Raw genomic sequence first — 16,968 nt, 5'->3', positions numbered from 1 at the left:
TTAGAATTTGATGGCGGAGGAAAAGAGATTCGAACTCTTGGAGGACGTAAATCCTCGCCGGTTTTCAAGACCGGTGCCTTCAACCACTCGACCATTCCTCCGCAGTTGTTGGCTTAACTAAGCGGGGCTAATCATACGGATTTCAGCAGGGGAAGTCAAGCAAGGAAAATACATTTTTTTATGAATGCTTCAATATTAGGCAAAAATTGTTGGTTAAATGATCTGGCAGGTAAAAAATAGAAAAAATATTGGCGGCGCTCTCTTATTTTAGTGTTTTTACTGTATTTATATACAGTATTTTGTTAGACTAATTATCTCTGTAAATTTGTATTATTGAGACAGCATGAGTCAACGAAAAATTATCCATATGGATATGGATTGTTTCTATGCCGCGATTGAAATAAGAGAAAATCCCAATTTAGCTGATAAACCCGTTGCTGTTGGTGGGGCGCCGCAACAGCGTGGTGTCTTGGCGACTTGTAACTATGTTGCTCGTCGCTATGGTTTACATAGTGCGATGTCTTCAGCACAAGCATTAAAACGTTGTCCTCATTTAGTTTTATTACCAGTCAACATGGCATTTTATAAACAAGTCTCACAACAGATTCAGCAGATTTTCCAACGTTATACTCAAATTATTGAACCCTTATCTTTAGATGAAGCTTATTTAGATGTAACAGACTCTCGCCAGTGTTCTGGTTCAGCTACTTGGATCGCGGAGGCTATTCGGCGCGATATTTGGCAAGAGTTACGTTTAACCGCTTCAGCGGGGGTAGCACCATTAAAATTTTTAGCCAAAATTGCTTCAGAACAAAATAAACCTAATGGACAATTTGTGATCCCACCAGAAAAAGTTGCTGAATTTGTTTATCGCTTACCATTATGTAAAATTCCTGGGGTAGGAAAAGTTGCAACCAGTAAATTAGCTGCTATGGGATTGGCAACCTGTGGCGATGTACAGCGTTTTCCTCGTCATATCTTACATGATCAATTAGGCAAAATGGGTGAACGTATTTGGCAATTTAGTCATGCGATTGATGAACGACAAATTCAACCACACCGAGAGCGTAAATCAGTGGGAGTAGAAGAAACATTATTAACTGATTTAGCTGTACCAGAACAAAGTCAGGTGATAATGGACAAGCTTTATCGACAGCTGCAGCAGCGTTTACAAAAGTATTGTTTAAATTTTACTGATCAAACGTTTAAATTAGGGATTAAGTTAAAATTTGTTGACTTTCAAACAACAACAGTAGAAAAAACAGGATTATTGTGTAATTTAGAACAGTTTTGGCAATTATTAGAGATTGCTTGGCAGCGAAGTCGAGGGCGTAAAGTACGCTTGATAGGTTTACATATCTATTTGCCCGAAAGTCAGCAGCAGCAACAAATGTCATTATGGGAATAATAAAAAATTAATCTACAGTAATGCCTTGAAATTGATTGAATAAATACAATATAAAGGAACGTTTTTGCTGAGCATCATTATTAAGGGAGGAAATGATAAAATGATGAGGATTATTCTATTTTTAATCACAAATATGGCTGTGCTATTTGTGTTTAATATTATTTTGACGTTAATAGGGATCCGTTCGCAAGATACTGCAGGATTACTGATTTTTGCTTTACTCTTTGGTTTTAGTGGATCACTCATTTCTTTGTTTTTATCTAAAACCATGGCGAAACGTTCTGTGGGGGCTGAAGTCATTACTACGCCACGCAATGAAATGGAACGTTGGTTAGTGAATACGGTTAAACAACAAACAGAAAAGTTAGGTTTACCAATGCCAGAAGTGGCGATTTATCATTCAGCAGATGTGAATGCCTTTGCAACAGGCGCGAGTAAAAATGACTCTTTGGTCGCCGTTAGTACAGGGCTATTAAACAGTATGAGTCGTGATGAAGCGGAGGCGGTGTTAGCTCATGAAGTGAGTCATATTGCTAATGGGGATATGGTAACCATGACCTTGTTACAGGGGGTGTTAAATACTTTTGTGATTTTCTTATCACGTCTTATTGCAAGTGTGGCAGCACAAAATCGTAGTAATGATGAAGAGAACAGTTCAAATTCAGGAATCTATTTCCTTGTCTCGATGGTACTAGAAATTGTATTTGGTGTTTTAGCAAGTATGATTGCTATGTGGTTCTCACGTTATCGTGAATTCCACGCCGATGCGGGTTCAGCGCATTTAGTTGGAAAAGAGAAAATGATTGCTGCGTTACGTCGTTTACAAGCCATTCACGAACCTGAAGAATTAACTGGGCAATTAGCCGCCTTTGCAATTAATGGCAAAAGAAGTGGTTTGGCAAGTTTATTTATGAGCCACCCACCACTAGAAAAACGTATTGAAGCGTTACAAAACTTAAAATAGTGAATGAGATGATAATGTTTTAATGCCTTAATTATTGCAATTAAGGCATTACTTATTTTTTGGAGTAAGGGAATGGAACACAAAATAGATGATTTAATGGTGATTTTTAATCGCTGTTTTTATGAGGAATATAATACAAAATTAGAAAAGGGGGGAGATGAGCCAATCTATTTGCCCGCAACGGTAGAACGTCCTTATCATGCCATTTATTTTGCACGCGGTTTTTATAGCAGTGGTTTGCATGAAATTGCCCATTGGCTAGTTGCAGGGAAAGCGCGTCGAGAATTAGAAGATTTCGGTTATTGGTATGAACCAGATGGGCGCAGTGAAGCGCAGCAACGGGAATTTGAAAAAGTAGAAGTAAAACCACAAGCATTAGAATGGATTTTGGCGAATGCAGCAGGATTTCGTTATGTTGCGAGTGCCGATAATCTAAATGGCAATCCAGGTGATACCGCGCCATTTAAACAAAAAGTTTATCAACAAGTATGTGAATATGTGGCGAAAGGATTGCCGAAAAGAGCGGAAAAACTGCGCTTAGCATTAGCAGAGTTTTATCAGCGACCAAAAGAGATTGATTTAACGGAGTTTGATTTAACGAAGATTTAATCTTGCGGAAACTCAGGTTGAACCGTAGGCATAGTCTCTAGTTCACTGTACTCCAGTAATAATTTAGCAATCGCTTGGCGATAGGTAATTTCGAGCGTTTCTCGGCTGGTGGCAATCACCCCTTGATCAATCAAGAAACCATCGCTGACATCATAAACCCAACCGTGCAAGGAAAGTTTTTTACCTCGATGCCATGCAGAACGCACAATAGAGGATAAACCTAAATTGTAAACTTGTTCGGCAACATTAATGCGAGTTAAGGCATCAGCACGTTTTTCTGGCGGGAGATTGCCTAATAGATGGCTATGTTTAAACCAAATATCACGAATATGTAATAGCCAGTTATTAATTAAACCTAAATCTTCATTGGTCATCGCCGCGTGAATCCCACCACAGTTGGTATGACCACAAATAATAATATGTTCAATGTCGAGTACATCGACTGCATATTGGACGACAGAGAGGCAGTTTAAATCGGTATGAATCACTTGATTAGCAACATTGCGATGTACGAACAGTTCACCTGGTCCTAAATTGGTGAGTTTTTCAGCAGGAACACGGCTATCGGCACAACCAATCCATAAATAGGTTGGTTTTTGATGTTCGGCGAGCTCAGCGAAATAATCGGCGTGTTGCTCTTTCATCTCCGTAGCCCATTTAAAGTTGTTGGCAAATAATTGTTCGATTTTCTTCATTTGTACACCTCAATCTTGAAGAGATATGCTATATTGTTGCGCGTTTTGCATTATACCGATAAAAACCCTCCTGCCTATGACCTTTTAATTAAATTGATGAAAAAAATAAAATGTAAGGATAATGATGTTTGCATTAGAGATAAATCAATTAACAAAATCGTATAGTAATGGCTTTAAAGCCTTACATGGGATTGATTTGCACGTTAAAGAGGGCGACTTCTACGCTTTACTTGGACATAATGGTGCGGGTAAATCAACAACGATAGGAATTATCAGTTCATTAGTCAATAAAACCAGTGGTGAAGTAAAAGTTTTTGGCTATGACTTAGATACGCAACTCACAGAATTGAAAAAACAGTTGGGCGTTGTACCACAAGAATTTAATTTTAATAACTTTGAAAAAGTGATTGATATTTTGACTAATCAGGCGGGATATTATGGCGTGCCACGTCAGGAAGCCTTGCAGCGAGCAGAATATTGGTTAAAAAAATTGGATCTTTGGGATAAACGTCAGCAAAAATCGATGCGTTTATCGGGCGGAATGAAACGCCGTTTAATGATTGCTCGTGCGTTAATGCATAATCCTCGTCTATTGATTTTAGATGAGCCAACCGCAGGCGTGGATATTGAGTTGCGCCGCACGATGTGGCAATTTTTGCAAGAGTTGAACCAGCAAGGTACAACGATTATTTTAACGACCCATTATCTAGAAGAAGCGGAAATGCTTTGCCGTAACATTGGTATTATCCAGCAAGGGCGTTTAGTGGTGAATACCTCAATGAAAGATCTGTTATCAAAATTAGAAACAGAAACCTTTATTCTTGATTTAGCACAAAATGGCTCAGAGATTAAATTACAAGATTATCGCTTTAAATTGGTTGATGCGATGACGTTAGAGGTTGAGGTCTATCGTGAACAAGGGTTAAATCCGTTGTTTGCTGAATTAACAAAGCAAGGCATTACGGTATTAAGTATGCGAAATAAAGCGAATCGCTTAGAAGAGTTGTTTGTCAGTATGGCATTAAATAAATCAGATGCGGATAACGCAAAACAGGGGGAAAAGTAAGATGTCATCATTAGCATGGGTTGCTTATAAAACCATTTTGCGTAAAGAGATCCAACGTTTTATGCGTATTTGGGTGCAAACTTTAGTGCCGCCAGTGATTACTATGATGTTGTATTTCATTATTTTCGGGCAGTTAATCGGCAGTCGTATTGGTGCAATGCACGGCGTGAGCTATATGGAGTTTATTGTACCAGGGTTGATTATGATGTCAGCGATCACAAATTCCTTTGCGAATGTGGCGTCCTCTTTTTATAGTACAAAATTTGCTCGTAATGTAGAGGAATTATTAGTGTCGCCTACTTCGCCGCATATCATCATTTTAGGCTATATTTCAGGGGGCATGGCGCGCGGGATCTTTGTTGGCTTTTTAGTAACATTGGTATCACTATTTTTTGTGCGTTTTGATGTCTATTCATGGCTCGTTATTTTAGGCATTTTATTAATGACCACTGCAACTTTTTCATTAGGTGGCTTGATTAACGCGGTATTTGCACGATCTTTTGATGATACCTCGATTATTCCAACGTTCGTGTTAACACCATTAACCTATTTGGGCGGTGTTTTTTATTCAATTTCGTTATTACCTGCGTTTTGGCAGTGGGTATCAAAATTGAATCCAATCGTTTATATGATTAATGGTTTCCGTTATGGCTTCTTAGGGATCAGTGATGTGCCTTTACATTATACTTTTGTGGTATTAGCAATATTTATTGCTATGTTATATTGCTTTGTCTATCAACTAATAAAACGTGGTATTGGATTAAGAAATTAATTCTCTAATTGAGGAGTAAATATCCATGACAGATTGGCAACGCTATTTATCATTTACGCCACAAGAGCTGAGTGCATTATGGCTGAGTTTGCAAGTGGCATTAAATGCGGTTTTATGGAGTTTACCCTTAGCGATTTTCGTTGCTTGGTTATTAGCCAGAAAACAGTTTTTTGGTAAAACACTATTAAATAGTGTGATTTATTTGCCTTTGGTATTACCACCAGTCGTTATTGGCTATCTGCTTTTGCTGATTATGGGGCGAAAAGGGGTGATTGGAGAGTATTTATATGACTGGTTCGGTTTCTCCTTTGCGTTTAGTTGGCGAGGGGCAATTTTAGCTTCTGCTGTCGTTGCCTTTCCGCTTGTTGTGCGTTCTATTCGGCTTTCGTTAGAAAGTATTGATGTCAATCTTGAAGCCACAGCTAGAACATTAGGGGCATCGCCTTATCGGGTATTTTTTACGATTACGTTGCCATTAGCCTTACCTGGGATATTGGCTGGAATGGTGCTAGGATTTGCTCGTTCATTAGGTGAGTTTGGCGCGACGATTACCTTTGTTTCTAATATTGTTGGTCAAACCCAAACGATTCCGCTGGCGATGTATTCTTTTATTCAAACACCTGGGGCAGAAGAGCAAGCGTTTAAACTCTGCTTGCTTTCGATGATGCTTTCATTGTTGTCTTTACTATTATCAGAATGGCTGTCCCGTTATATGTATCAAAAATTAGGACAACGCCATGCTTAATTTATACGTTAAGAAAAAGTTTTCCTCACTTACCGTAGAACTGGATCTACAAATCCCCAAGCAAGGCATTACGATGATTTTTGGGCGTTCTGGCGCAGGAAAATCTTCATTATTAAATATGGTGAGTGGTTTAACGACACCAGATCAAGGGCGAGTCATACTACAAGATCGGCTACTTGTCGATACCGCGCAGCAGATTAATTTACCTGTGGAAAAACGTCAAATTGGTTATGTCTTTCAAGAAGCGAGACTATTTCCGCATTATCGAGTAAAAGGGAATTTGCAATATGGCATGCCGAAAATATTGCACAGTAAATTTTTGGCGATTGTTGAATTATTAGGGTTAGCCCCGTTATTAGATCGTTATCCACTCACATTATCTGGCGGAGAAAAACAACGTGTTGCAATAGGGAGAGCGTTATTATCTAACCCGCAATTATTGTTAATGGACGAGCCATTATCCGCATTAGATATGCCTAGAAAACAGGAGTTAATGCGCTATTTATTACGCTTGGTGAAAGAAATTGAGATCCCGATTCTGTATGTTACACATAGCTTAGATGAGCTAAAAATATTAGCAGATCGGGTTGCTTTGTTAGAAAAGGGAAAATTAGTCGAGTTTGCCGATTTACAAACAATTTGGAATAGCGGATTATTGGCGGAATGGCAACAAAATCAGGCAAAACAGTGGATTTATCAAGGCAAATTAGTCGCAAAAGTTGCTAATACCTCACAAGGGATAGTTCAAATTGGGTCGCAGCACTTTCAGGTAAATTTAGCGCGAGATTATGCGCTTGGTGAAGCGGTTAAAATTGCTATTAATCAACAAGATCTCTTTCTTTCATTGCAACCTATACCTCAGAGTAGTATAACGAATCAATATCAAGGGATTATCGTGGATATTTGTGAACAGCAGAAACAGGTCGCTGTTACAGTAAAAATAGATGATCTCCTTGTTGTTACGGCGTTGATTAATCCAATGGTTTATCAGCAGTTACAACTTACGGTTAATCAATCAGTGTATTTGCATCTGTTAAATTTAGCAGCAATAGCAGGTTAGATTGATGCGTTTCATTGGAGAAAATTATGTTTAAAAAATTATTTATTACCTCAGTGATTGGGTTAACAACAACGTTTACCTATGCAGAACAAGTTACCGTTTTTGCAGCTGCATCAATGACCAATGCGTTACAACAAGTGGCAACAGACTATAAACAACACGCGCCACAAGATGAAATTGTCTTTTCTTTTGCTTCTTCTTCAACGTTAGCGAAACAAATTGCCGAAGGCGCACCAGCGAATATTTTTATTTCAGCTAATACGAAATGGCTAGATTATTTGAAAGAGAAAGGGTTGACGGTTGCAGGGACAGAAAAAATCTTAGTTGGTAATGATTTAGTGATGATTGCCAATAAGGAGAGTCAAACCGATAAGATTGATATTGCCGCAGGAGAATGGATTAAACAATTAGAGGATAATTTCCTTTCGGTTGGCGATCCAGATCATGTACCAGCAGGGCAATATATGAAAGCAGCAACAACGAAATTAGGTTTCTGGGAGAAAATCGAGTCTAAATTAGCACGCGGTAAAGATGTACGTGCCGCATTAGCTTTAGTTGAGCGTGATGAAGCACCATTAGGTGTTGTTTATGGTACAGATGCAAAACAGAGTGATAAGGTAAAAGTTGTCGGTATTTTCCCAGCAGATAGTTATCCAAAAATTGAATATCCAACCGCATTATTAAAAGATCACGATAGCAAAGCAGCAACAGCCTTTTTTGCTTATTTACAATCAGATGAAGCGAAAAACGTTTTTGCACAATATGGTTTTAGTGTAGCGGAATAATAGCTAAGTTATTGTATTGTTCTTGATGAGCCCATAACTGATTTTAGGTGTGGGCTTTTTTCCTTTCTTGTATTTTGCTGGCAACCCAGAAAAACACAATATTCATAAATCGAATAAGCATCTTATTGCAGGTGTTTTTCCTGATATAACGTCCGATTTTCTACTTGAAATTCCTTGTTGATAGTGGCACTATTGGCAGCCATCAAAAAATAATAATAATTCTCATTTTGTTTGTTGGGATAAAAAATGATTCAACGGCGGTATTTGTTAATTCTTTTAGCAATCCTATCATGCTTTTCATTACTGATTGGTGTTAGTTCAGTAACGGTAACGGGGTTACTTACTTTTGACACTGAACAATGGCAAGTATTAATGATTAGCCGTATTCCTCGGTTGATAAGTATTTTAATTGCAGGGGCAAGTTTAAGTATTTGTGGTTTGGTGATGCAGCAATTAAGCCGTAACCGTTTTGTATCACCTACAACAGCAGGCACAATGGATTGTGCGAGATTAGGGGTATTAATCGCAATTTTGCTGTTTCCTGAAGCCTCAATGTTGTTAAAATCGGCAGTTGCTATTGTTGCAGCGTTTGCGGGATCATTGCTGTTTATGACATTGTTGGCAAAAATAAAATTTACCGACACCATTTTTGTCCCGTTAGTCGGGATTATGTTTGGCAATATTATCAGTTCAATCACTGCATTTATCGCTTATCAACAAGATTTATTACAAAATTTATTCTCATGGTTACAAGGCGACTTTTCGCTAATTATGAGTGGACGTTATGAGATGCTTTATATCAGTATTCCTACCTTGTTGTTAGCCTACCTCTTTGCACAACGCTTTTCGATTGTTGGCTTGGGCGAGGCGTTTGCCACCAATTTAGGGGTAAATTACCAGCAGGCGTTATATATTGGTTTAGCCATTGTTTCGGTAGTGTCGGCGATTGTGATTGTTACGGTTGGCGTGATCCCATTTCTAGGATTAATCGTACCCAATATTGTTACCCTCTATTTAGGCGATAATTTACGTAAAACCCTGTCGCATACGGCATTACTCGGTGCAATTTTTGTGCTTGCTTGCGATATTTTGGGAAGAGTGGTGATCTATCCTTATGAAATCGCTATTAATGCTGTTGTTGGCGTCTTTGGCAGTGCGATCTTCCTCTATTTGTTATTTAAGAGGTATCGCCATGTGTAAGCAATTTCAGTGTCAATGGAAAGTCGCATTATTAGCAGCCATCATGCTATTGGGGAGTGCGTTATATCTGTTTTATCAACTGCCTACCCGTTGGGAGTATGCGTTAACTCATCGTGCGTTATCGTTGCTGGCGATTGTTGCTACTGGGACGGCGATTGCGTTAGGCACAATGCTTTTTCAACCGTTAGTGAATAATCGTATTTTAACGCCAACTGTTTTAGGGCTGGATTCGTTATACCTATTTATCCAAACAGTGATTATTTTTGTGTCAGGATCTGCCGCACTGTTGGCGATTGACTCGATAGCGTTGTTTTTCTTTTCTACGTTGGTGATGTTGTGCTTTGCGTTATTGCTATATCGCCTTTTATTTCAGCAAGAACAGCAGAGTATGTTTTTCTTGCTGTTAGTGGGGATTGTGTTTGGGACGTTTTTCCAAAGTATGACCACGTTTATGGAAGTACTGATTGATCCCAATGAGTTTCAAATTGCACAAGATATTGGCTTTGCCAGTTTTAATCGGATAAATACCTCTCTTTTATGGATCGCTGTGCTCATTATTTTTGCAGTGGCTGGATTAAGCCTGCGTTATCTTCGGGTGCTTGATGTGCTGGCGTTAGGGCGTGATCACGCGATTAATTTAGGCGTGAATTATCAACGTGTAACGAAACAACTGCTATTGATCGTTACGATTTTAATCTCAGTAGCAACGGCACTCGTCGGACCAATAACGTTTTTAGGGTTGTTGGTGATGAATATTACTTTTGAATTCATGCCACGTCATCAACACCGTTGGTTGATCCCAACTGCCATTTTAATCGCCATCATTATTCTCGTTTTAGGGCAATTTATTGTGGCGCAACTCCTAACGTTTAAAACAACATTAAGTATTTTGGTGAATTTTATTGGCGGTACGTATTTTATCTATTTATTACTGAGGACGAATAAATCATGGCAATAGAACTAAAAAATATTTGCAAAAGATTTGCTCAACAGCAGGTGGTGGATAATGTTTCTCTTACGATCCCACAAGGTAAGATCACGGCATTTATTGGTCCAAATGGTGCGGGAAAAAGTACCTTATTGGCGATTATCAGTCGTTTGCTGCAAGCTGATGCAGGCGAGATTATTTTAAATGGTACACCGTTATCACAACAAAGTAGCGCAAGTATTGCTCAACAGTTAGCGATTTTAAAACAGAGCAATCATATCCATTTACGTTTAAGCGTCGAAGAATTGGTATCCTTTGGGCGCTTTCCTTATAGCAAAGGGCGTTTAACCGCCGCCGATAAAGTCGCGATTGAGCATGCTATTGACTATATGGATTTAACGGAATTACGTAATAAACCAATCCATACACTGAGTGGAGGACAACGGCAACGGGCATATATTGCGATGACGTTAGCACAGGATACGGATTATATTTTGCTTGATGAACCACTGAATAACTTAGATATGAAACACTCCGTGCAAATTATGCAGGTATTGCGTCAGTTGGTAGAGAAATTGGGTAAAACGGTGGTGATTGTAATCCATGATATTAATTTTGCTTCTTGCTATGCTGATTATATTGTCGCGATGCAGCAAGGGCGCGTTGTAGCGGAGGGCGATGTTGAACAAATTATGCAAACGCCTGTATTGGCAACTATTTATGATATGCACATTCCGATCCAACAGATTAATGGGCAACGGATTGCAACTTATTTCCGTTAATGTTTTATGTACGATGATTTGAAGGAGTAGAGTGAATGAAATTTAAAATAAAACTAGCTTTGGGAATATTGGGGTTGGTAGGCAGTTTAGCCCTGTTACCAAGCCAAGCCGCAGAGATGACCGTAAAAACGGCGGTGGGTGAGCAAACCATTCCGCAAGATGCAAAACGGATTGTGGTATTAGACTTTGGTGTGGCAGATACTTTACGTGAATTAGGGGCAACCGATCGAATTGTTGGAATAGCGAAATCCACTGCATTACCAGCCTATTTAGCATCGTTTAAAGCAGATAATTTCACAAATGTGGGATCGTTGCCTGAACCTGCTTTTGAAAAAATTAATGAATTGAAACCCGATTTGATCATTGCTTCTGGGCGTCAACAAAAAATGTTAGATCGTTTTAAAGAAATCGCCCCCGTGTTCTATTATCAAAACGACTTTACGGATTTCTATTCATCATTAACAAATAATATTGAGATTTTAGGCAAAATTGTTAACCAAGAAGCACTAGCTACACAAAAAATAAAAGAGTTAGAAAACAAAATTGCGCAATTATCTACATTGACTAAAGGGAAAACGGCGCTCTTGGTATTGGTGAATGAAAATAGAATTAGTGCATATGGCGATAGTTCTCGTTATGGACTGGTTTATCAAAAATTTGGCTTTACACCAGTGGATAAAAATATTAAATCTTCAACGCATGGAATGAGTGTTGGATTTGAATATATTTTAGACAAAAATCCAGACTATTTGTTAGTGGTTGATCGTACAGCAGCGATTACTGAGAAGAAAGATAATGCGCAAGTGGTATTAGAAAATGCGTTGATCAAGAAAACGAAAGCTTATCAACAACAACATATTATTTATTTAGATGCCGAAAATTGGTATTTGGCGTTTGGTGGATTAAAAGCTACAGAAATGATGATTGATGAATTAGAAGCAGTAATAAAATAATTATTTCTCGTCATTACAATGAGTATTGATGGCTATTCTTCAGTTTTGTGGAATAGCCATTATTATTTTTAACGTTTCTTCATAGGAAAAAGATCAATTTTTGCTACAATAGCCAGCCGAATTAGTGGTAACAGTATTATAGGTAAATTATGGCAATCTTGACCCTTTCTGACGCATATCTCTCATTTAGCGATCACCCTTTACTTGACCATACCAATATGACGATTGAAACAGGCGAAAGAGTCTGTTTAGTAGGGCGCAATGGGGCGGGAAAATCAACACTTTTAAAAATTCTCGCTGGGCAAACAGGATTAGATGATGGACAACTGATTGTTGAAAAAGATCGTATTATTGCCAGATTAGAACAAGATCCGCCTCGTCATATTGAAGGAACGGTATTTGAGTATGTTGCAGAGGGAATCGAAGATTTAGCACAACTGTTAAAAGAGTATCATCAGTTATCGTTGCAGTTAGCGAAAGATTACCAAGACAAAACATTAACTCGTCTTTCTGAAATTCAGGCGCAATTAGAACATTTAAATGGTTGGCGTTTTGAAAATCGTATCCAAGAGATATTGGCAAAATTGGGGCTAAATCCCGATGTTGCGCTATCTGAATTATCGGGAGGTTGGCAGCGTAAAGCCGCGTTAGCGAGAGCATTAGTGAGAGAGCCAGATCTGTTATTACTTGATGAGCCAACCAACCACCTTGATGTCGATACAATTCATTGGTTAGAAACGTTATTACTAGAGTTTAAAGGCAGTATTGTTTTTATTTCGCATGATCGTGAATTTATTAGACGAATGGCAACCAGAATTATTGATTTGGATCGGGGTAAATTGGTTTCTTATCCAGGAAATTATGATCAATATTTAGTTGAAAAGGAAGAAAATCTACGGGTTGAAGCATTACAAAATGAATTATTTGATAAGCGGTTAGCGCAAGAGGAAGTTTGGATCCGTAAAGGCATTGAAGCAAGACGAACACGTAATGAGGGACGAGTGCGTGCATTGAAAGCGATGCGAGAAGAACGCCGTCAACGTCGAGATGTGATGGGAAAAGCGAATATCCAAGTCGATAATGCGGTGCGTTCAGGAAAGATTGTCTTTGAAATGGAAAATCTTAGCTACCAAATTGGTGATAAAGTTTTATTAAAGGATTTTTCCACGACAATTTTACGGGGCGATAAAATTGCTTTAATTGGTCCAAACGGTTGCGGAAAAACAACGTTTATTAAATTGCTATTAGGGGAATTGCAACCAACTTCAGGACGAGTACATACGGGGACGAAATTAGAAGTCGCTTATTTTGATCAATATCGTTCATTGCTCGATCCAGAAAAAACAGTAATGGATAATGTCGCAGATGGTAAACAAGATGTGGAAGTCAATGGGATAAAACGCCATGTTTTAGGCTATTTGCAAGACTTCCTATTTCCACCAAAGCGAGCAATGACGCCAGTTAAGGCGCTGTCTGGTGGTGAAAAAAATCGTTTGTTATTAGCAAAATTATTGTTAAAACCGAATAATTTATTGATTTTAGATGAACCAACAAACGATCTTGATGTAGAAACACTCGAATTATTAGAAGAACTGTTAACGGAATATGCAGGTACAGTGATAATCGTTAGCCACGATCGCCAATTTATTGATAATACGGCGACAGAGTGTTTTATTTTTGAAGGTGGTGGTGTCTTGAATAAATATGTTGGTGGTTATCATGATGCCAAACAGCAGCAAGCTAATGTGTTAGCACAAAAACAAGCAGAATTACCGCTAAATAAAAAAGAGAGTGATGAGAAACAGGATAAGAAGCAAGAGTTTCGTACTAATAAAGTACGTAAAGTGAAGTTGTCTTATAAAGAGCAACAGGAATTAGCTCAGATGCCGACTTTGTTAGAAAATTTAGAGCAACAAATTCAGCAGTTACAAGCAGAAATTAACCACCCAGATTTTTTCACTCAAGCAAATGAAATAACCAGTGCAAAATTACAGCAATTAGCCGAACAAGAGCAGGCATTAGATGATGCGTTGACGCGTTGGGCGGAATTAGAAGAGATTGCGAATGGTTAATAATTAGCAAAAGAAAAAGTAATGATACTTAGCGAGCTTGCATTTCCTATCTATTTATCAGATAATGCGAGCCGTCTTTTCGACAGTCATCTATGGAGTCCTTTTCGGTTCCTCGCAACAAACTCTTGCTCAGCGGGTCAGGTTCGGAAGAAAGCAGCCCAAGTTAGAACTTTGTGTGCCGAGATTCAGCTGGAAAGGACTCCGCCATTTTGTCAGTGATGTATTTATTTCATACTTATTCTGCCGCACTACCTTGATTCCAAGTTTTACTTTCAACAGGTTTCTTCGTTTGTAATAAGAAGTGTTGATAAGGTTTTGCGATAGGTTGTACAACTTTGCCAGATGGCGTAGAGAAAGCGATACCACCACGTAAAAGTTGTTGCGCTGTACCTGTTTCTAAATTTACACCACGCCAGCCAACATCTAAAGAGTAGCCAGAGGCTAACCAAAATTCACTATTTTGACGGACGAGATGTTTATATTGTTGTCCGATTTTTAAATCAACAAATACGCGATCAGCTGTAGTATTGAGTTGAATATTACTAATTTCACCAACCTCAACGCCACGATATAGCACAGGTGCCCCCACAGAAAGTGATGCCGCATTTTCTGTTTCTACAACAAGTGGGAAGCCGTTGCGGTATTTATTGCTGTCAACATTCTGCGTTAATGTAAATTGTGTTTGCTTGGTACCATTTCCAAAACTTACATCAATATAAGGTTTGAAGAGTGCATCTAAATTTTGTACCCCATCTGCTGAAATTTGCGGAGTGATAAGGGTAAAGCGACTGCCTTGTTTGCTTAATTTTCTAAAATAATCACCAATGATCAACGCATCTGCAATAACTTGTTGTTTTTTATCATCAAGTTTGATGTTTTGAATAGAACCAATAGTAACGCCTAGATAACGTAGTGGTAATCCTGTGTTGAGGTTAGTTGCATCATTAGTAATTAATTGAATTTGTTGTCCTGCCGCTAATGCCGAGGTTTGATCTGGATAGAGAATCGTTTGTAACCCACCTTGAGCAATATTATCAAAGCTGATAGCGCCTTTTAATAATCGTGCGACTGGTGCAGCTTTAATATCAACACCTTGTAATGACATATTGACTTGTACCGCACTTTCTGCCCAGAAACGACTTTGTTTAGTAAAAAGATGACGATATTGTTGATTAATAAAGACATCAATGGCAAAGCCTTGTTTAGTTGGCGTAATATTCAAAATTTTTCCTACAGGAAAGCGTCGATAAAGCACTAATGAATTTTGGCTAATATCAGGGAGTTCTTTTGTAGTGAGTACAATAGTTGGATTAATATCATTGGAGGTAATACCTGCTAAAGCATTACTGCTATTTTCATATAGTGGATAGGTTTCTAGTGGTGCAGTTTTTTTATCAGACTGCAATAAGACACTAATTCCACCTTGTAGCCATCTACGAGGTGAAGTAACATTCATCTGAATACCATCACTATTAAGTTCTAAGTTTACATTACTGGCAGCGATGAAACGGGTATCTGCATTGATGAGATGACGATAGGTAGCAAGTATGGCAATCTTGAATGCGGTACGATTAATATCAACATGACGAGAAACAATTTCGCCAATTTTCATACCGTTATAAGTAACTGGCTGCCCCTCTTCAATATTATAGGTTTGTGGTGCAGTCAGTGTCAGTATTAATACGCCTGGTTGTTGTACTAATAATTCTGATTGTTTGGTTACATTGAAAGTGAGAGAGGGATCGCCGCTTCCTTCGACAATTTCAAAATATTTCCCCTGTAAAAATTGGGTAATATTGGTTATTTCAGCTAGTGATGGACGATCGCGTAACACAATTTTTGTCCCTGTTTTTAAATTATGTTGCAAACTTGGATCTACTAATAGTTTAGCTTGAGTTGTTTTGTAGCTATGTAGTTCAGTCTCGTCTTCTTCATCATAATTAATTTCACTGAGAACGCCGACTTGTAAATCACGAAAATAGACGGGAGTTTCATTTTCTTTTAGGCCAGATGTATCTGATGGCAAGGTAATATCAATATTTAAGCCACGTTTGGCCGCTTTAATTGATGAATAGAGAGAAAACTGGCTATTATTTTTAGCTTCTGGACTATCATCAGGTGAATCAAATGCAATCGCACCTTGCAGGATCGCTCTTACACTATCCATATTGACAGAAATGCCATTTAGGTTGGCATCTACTTTAATGCCACTAATATTCCAGAAACGACTGTTTTGTTTTACAAATTTGGCATATTGTTTGTAAATGATAATATCGATAGCGACTTTTTTCTCGTTGGTAAAACTATAATTGTTTACTTTCCCCACAGGGACTTTACGAAAAAAAATACTTGAGCCTAACTCCACTGAACCAAGATCATCAGCAATTAAATGGATTAATAAATCTCCTTCATTTAATTCGGCAATAGGACCTCTATCTTCGGCTATAAAGGTGTCCGCTTCTTCGCCTTTTCCTGGCGATAAGGTGATATAGTTACCCGAAACTAATGTATCTAAGCCAGAAACGCCTGCTAGGGTAGCAGTAGGTTGTACAATCCAAAATTTAGTATCTTCACGCAATACTGTAGCTGCTTCAGGATAAATATTGGCAATGACTTGTACAGATTGCATATCAGAGGTGAAACTGACTTTTTTCACTAACCCAATCTGTAATCCTTGATATTTAATCGGTGTTTTCTCCGCGACTAAACCTGATCCTTCTGAAAAATAGATGGTAATCTGTTCCCCCTGTTCTTTATGTAGTTGGTAGAACAAGATGACACCGACACAAAATGCAATAAAAGGTAGCAACCAAAAAGGAGAAATACGCTTAATAGCTGAAATTTTTGCTGATGTTGAAGTGGTGGCATTATTTATATGCTTCATAATGTTCCTGTTTCGATAATATTTATTAAAGATATACCATTTTCT

15 protein-coding genes, 1 tRNA gene and 1 other RNA gene are annotated in these 16,968 nt (G+C 38.3%); 14 read left to right on the top strand and 3 right to left on the bottom strand.

From position 1 onward, the window contains the following. Positions 1–11 precede the first annotated feature (11 nt). A tRNA-Ser gene (locus tag ACFFHK_RS02445) sits at positions 12–101 on the bottom strand. A gap of 242 nt (positions 102–343) precedes the next feature. On the opposite strand from ACFFHK_RS02445, the gene dinB reads away from it, so the two are divergent. The 3 genes from dinB (at position 344) to ACFFHK_RS02430 (ending at position 2,981) form a co-directional block, all read left to right on the top strand. Beyond that, complete coding sequence (gene dinB / locus ACFFHK_RS02440) at positions 344–1,408, top strand: DNA polymerase IV (RefSeq protein ID WP_382368765.1); 1,065 nt, start codon at positions 344–346, stop codon at positions 1,406–1,408. A 100-nt stretch (positions 1,409–1,508) separates the two neighbouring features. Further along, positions 1,509–2,372 (top strand): protease HtpX, encoded by an 864-nt coding sequence (htpX, locus tag ACFFHK_RS02435; protein ID WP_382368762.1) that lies wholly within the window; start codon positions 1,509–1,511, stop codon positions 2,370–2,372. 72 nt (positions 2,373–2,444) lie between these two features. Next, positions 2,445–2,981, top strand: coding sequence for an elongation factor P hydroxylase (locus tag ACFFHK_RS02430; RefSeq protein ID WP_382368759.1), 537 nt, complete (start codon positions 2,445–2,447; stop codon positions 2,979–2,981). Here ACFFHK_RS02430 and can read toward each other — a convergent pair. Continuing rightward, positions 2,978–3,676 (bottom strand): carbonate dehydratase, encoded by a 699-nt coding sequence (can, locus tag ACFFHK_RS02425; RefSeq protein WP_382368756.1) that lies wholly within the window; start codon positions 3,674–3,676, stop codon positions 2,978–2,980. The two genes, ACFFHK_RS02430 and can, sit on opposite strands and share 4 nt — an antisense overlap. A gap of 124 nt (positions 3,677–3,800) precedes the next feature. Between can and ACFFHK_RS02420 the strand changes: the two genes are divergently transcribed. From ACFFHK_RS02420 to ffs, 11 genes are all read left to right on the top strand, one after another. After that, positions 3,801–4,742 carry an ABC transporter ATP-binding protein gene (locus ACFFHK_RS02420; protein WP_382368949.1) on the top strand — a complete coding sequence of 314 codons (942 nt, stop codon included), beginning with the start codon at positions 3,801–3,803 and terminating at the stop codon, positions 4,740–4,742. 1 nt (position 4,743) lies between these two features. Continuing rightward, complete coding sequence (locus tag ACFFHK_RS02415; protein WP_382368753.1) at positions 4,744–5,514, top strand: ABC transporter permease; 771 nt, start codon at positions 4,744–4,746, stop codon at positions 5,512–5,514. A gap of 25 nt (positions 5,515–5,539) precedes the next feature. After that, positions 5,540–6,259, top strand: a complete 720-nt coding sequence (gene modB, locus ACFFHK_RS02410) for a molybdate ABC transporter permease subunit (RefSeq protein ID WP_382368750.1) — start codon at positions 5,540–5,542, stop codon at positions 6,257–6,259. Next, a complete protein-coding gene (gene modC, locus ACFFHK_RS02405; protein WP_382368747.1) occupies positions 6,252–7,319 on the top strand; it encodes a molybdenum ABC transporter ATP-binding protein in 1,068 nt (355 codons plus the stop codon). Before modB ends, modC begins: the two co-directional genes overlap by 8 nt. A gap of 26 nt (positions 7,320–7,345) precedes the next feature. After that, a complete protein-coding gene (modA, locus tag ACFFHK_RS02400) occupies positions 7,346–8,104 on the top strand; it encodes a molybdate ABC transporter substrate-binding protein (RefSeq protein ID WP_382368744.1) in 759 nt (252 codons plus the stop codon). A gap of 246 nt (positions 8,105–8,350) precedes the next feature. After that, positions 8,351–9,304: an ABC transporter permease gene (locus tag ACFFHK_RS02395; protein ID WP_382368741.1), complete on the top strand. Its 954-nt coding sequence runs from the start codon at positions 8,351–8,353 to the stop codon at positions 9,302–9,304. Next, positions 9,297–10,262 carry an iron chelate uptake ABC transporter family permease subunit gene (locus ACFFHK_RS02390; RefSeq protein WP_382368738.1) on the top strand — a complete coding sequence of 322 codons (966 nt, stop codon included), beginning with the start codon at positions 9,297–9,299 and terminating at the stop codon, positions 10,260–10,262. Before ACFFHK_RS02395 ends, ACFFHK_RS02390 begins: the two co-directional genes overlap by 8 nt. Further along, positions 10,253–11,014, top strand: coding sequence for an iron ABC transporter ATP-binding protein (locus ACFFHK_RS02385; RefSeq protein WP_382368735.1), 762 nt, complete (start codon positions 10,253–10,255; stop codon positions 11,012–11,014). Before ACFFHK_RS02390 ends, ACFFHK_RS02385 begins: the two co-directional genes overlap by 10 nt. Before the next feature lie 35 nt (positions 11,015–11,049). Continuing rightward, positions 11,050–11,967 (top strand): siderophore ABC transporter substrate-binding protein, encoded by a 918-nt coding sequence (locus ACFFHK_RS02380; RefSeq protein WP_382368732.1) that lies wholly within the window; start codon positions 11,050–11,052, stop codon positions 11,965–11,967. Between the two features lie 149 nt (positions 11,968–12,116). Next, on the top strand, positions 12,117–14,039 hold the full coding sequence (locus ACFFHK_RS02375; protein WP_382368729.1) for an ABC transporter ATP-binding protein: 1,923 nt from the start codon (positions 12,117–12,119) through the stop codon (positions 14,037–14,039). A 101-nt stretch (positions 14,040–14,140) separates the two neighbouring features. Then, positions 14,141–14,238: signal recognition particle sRNA small type (gene ffs, locus ACFFHK_RS02370), an RNA gene on the top strand. Positions 14,239–14,274: 36 nt separating this feature from the next. Here ffs and ACFFHK_RS02365 read toward each other — a convergent pair. After that, positions 14,275–16,923: a PqiB family protein gene (locus ACFFHK_RS02365; protein WP_382368726.1), complete on the bottom strand. Its 2,649-nt coding sequence runs from the start codon at positions 16,921–16,923 to the stop codon at positions 14,275–14,277. Positions 16,924–16,968 lie beyond the last annotated feature (45 nt).

Origin of the sequence: Gallibacterium trehalosifermentans, assembly GCF_042433055.1 — a bacterium.
Taxonomy (GTDB): Bacteria; Pseudomonadota; Gammaproteobacteria; order Enterobacterales; family Pasteurellaceae; genus Gallibacterium; species Gallibacterium trehalosifermentans.
Note: the sequence above shows the minus strand (reverse complement) of the source record. Positions and strands in the feature narration are given on the sequence as shown.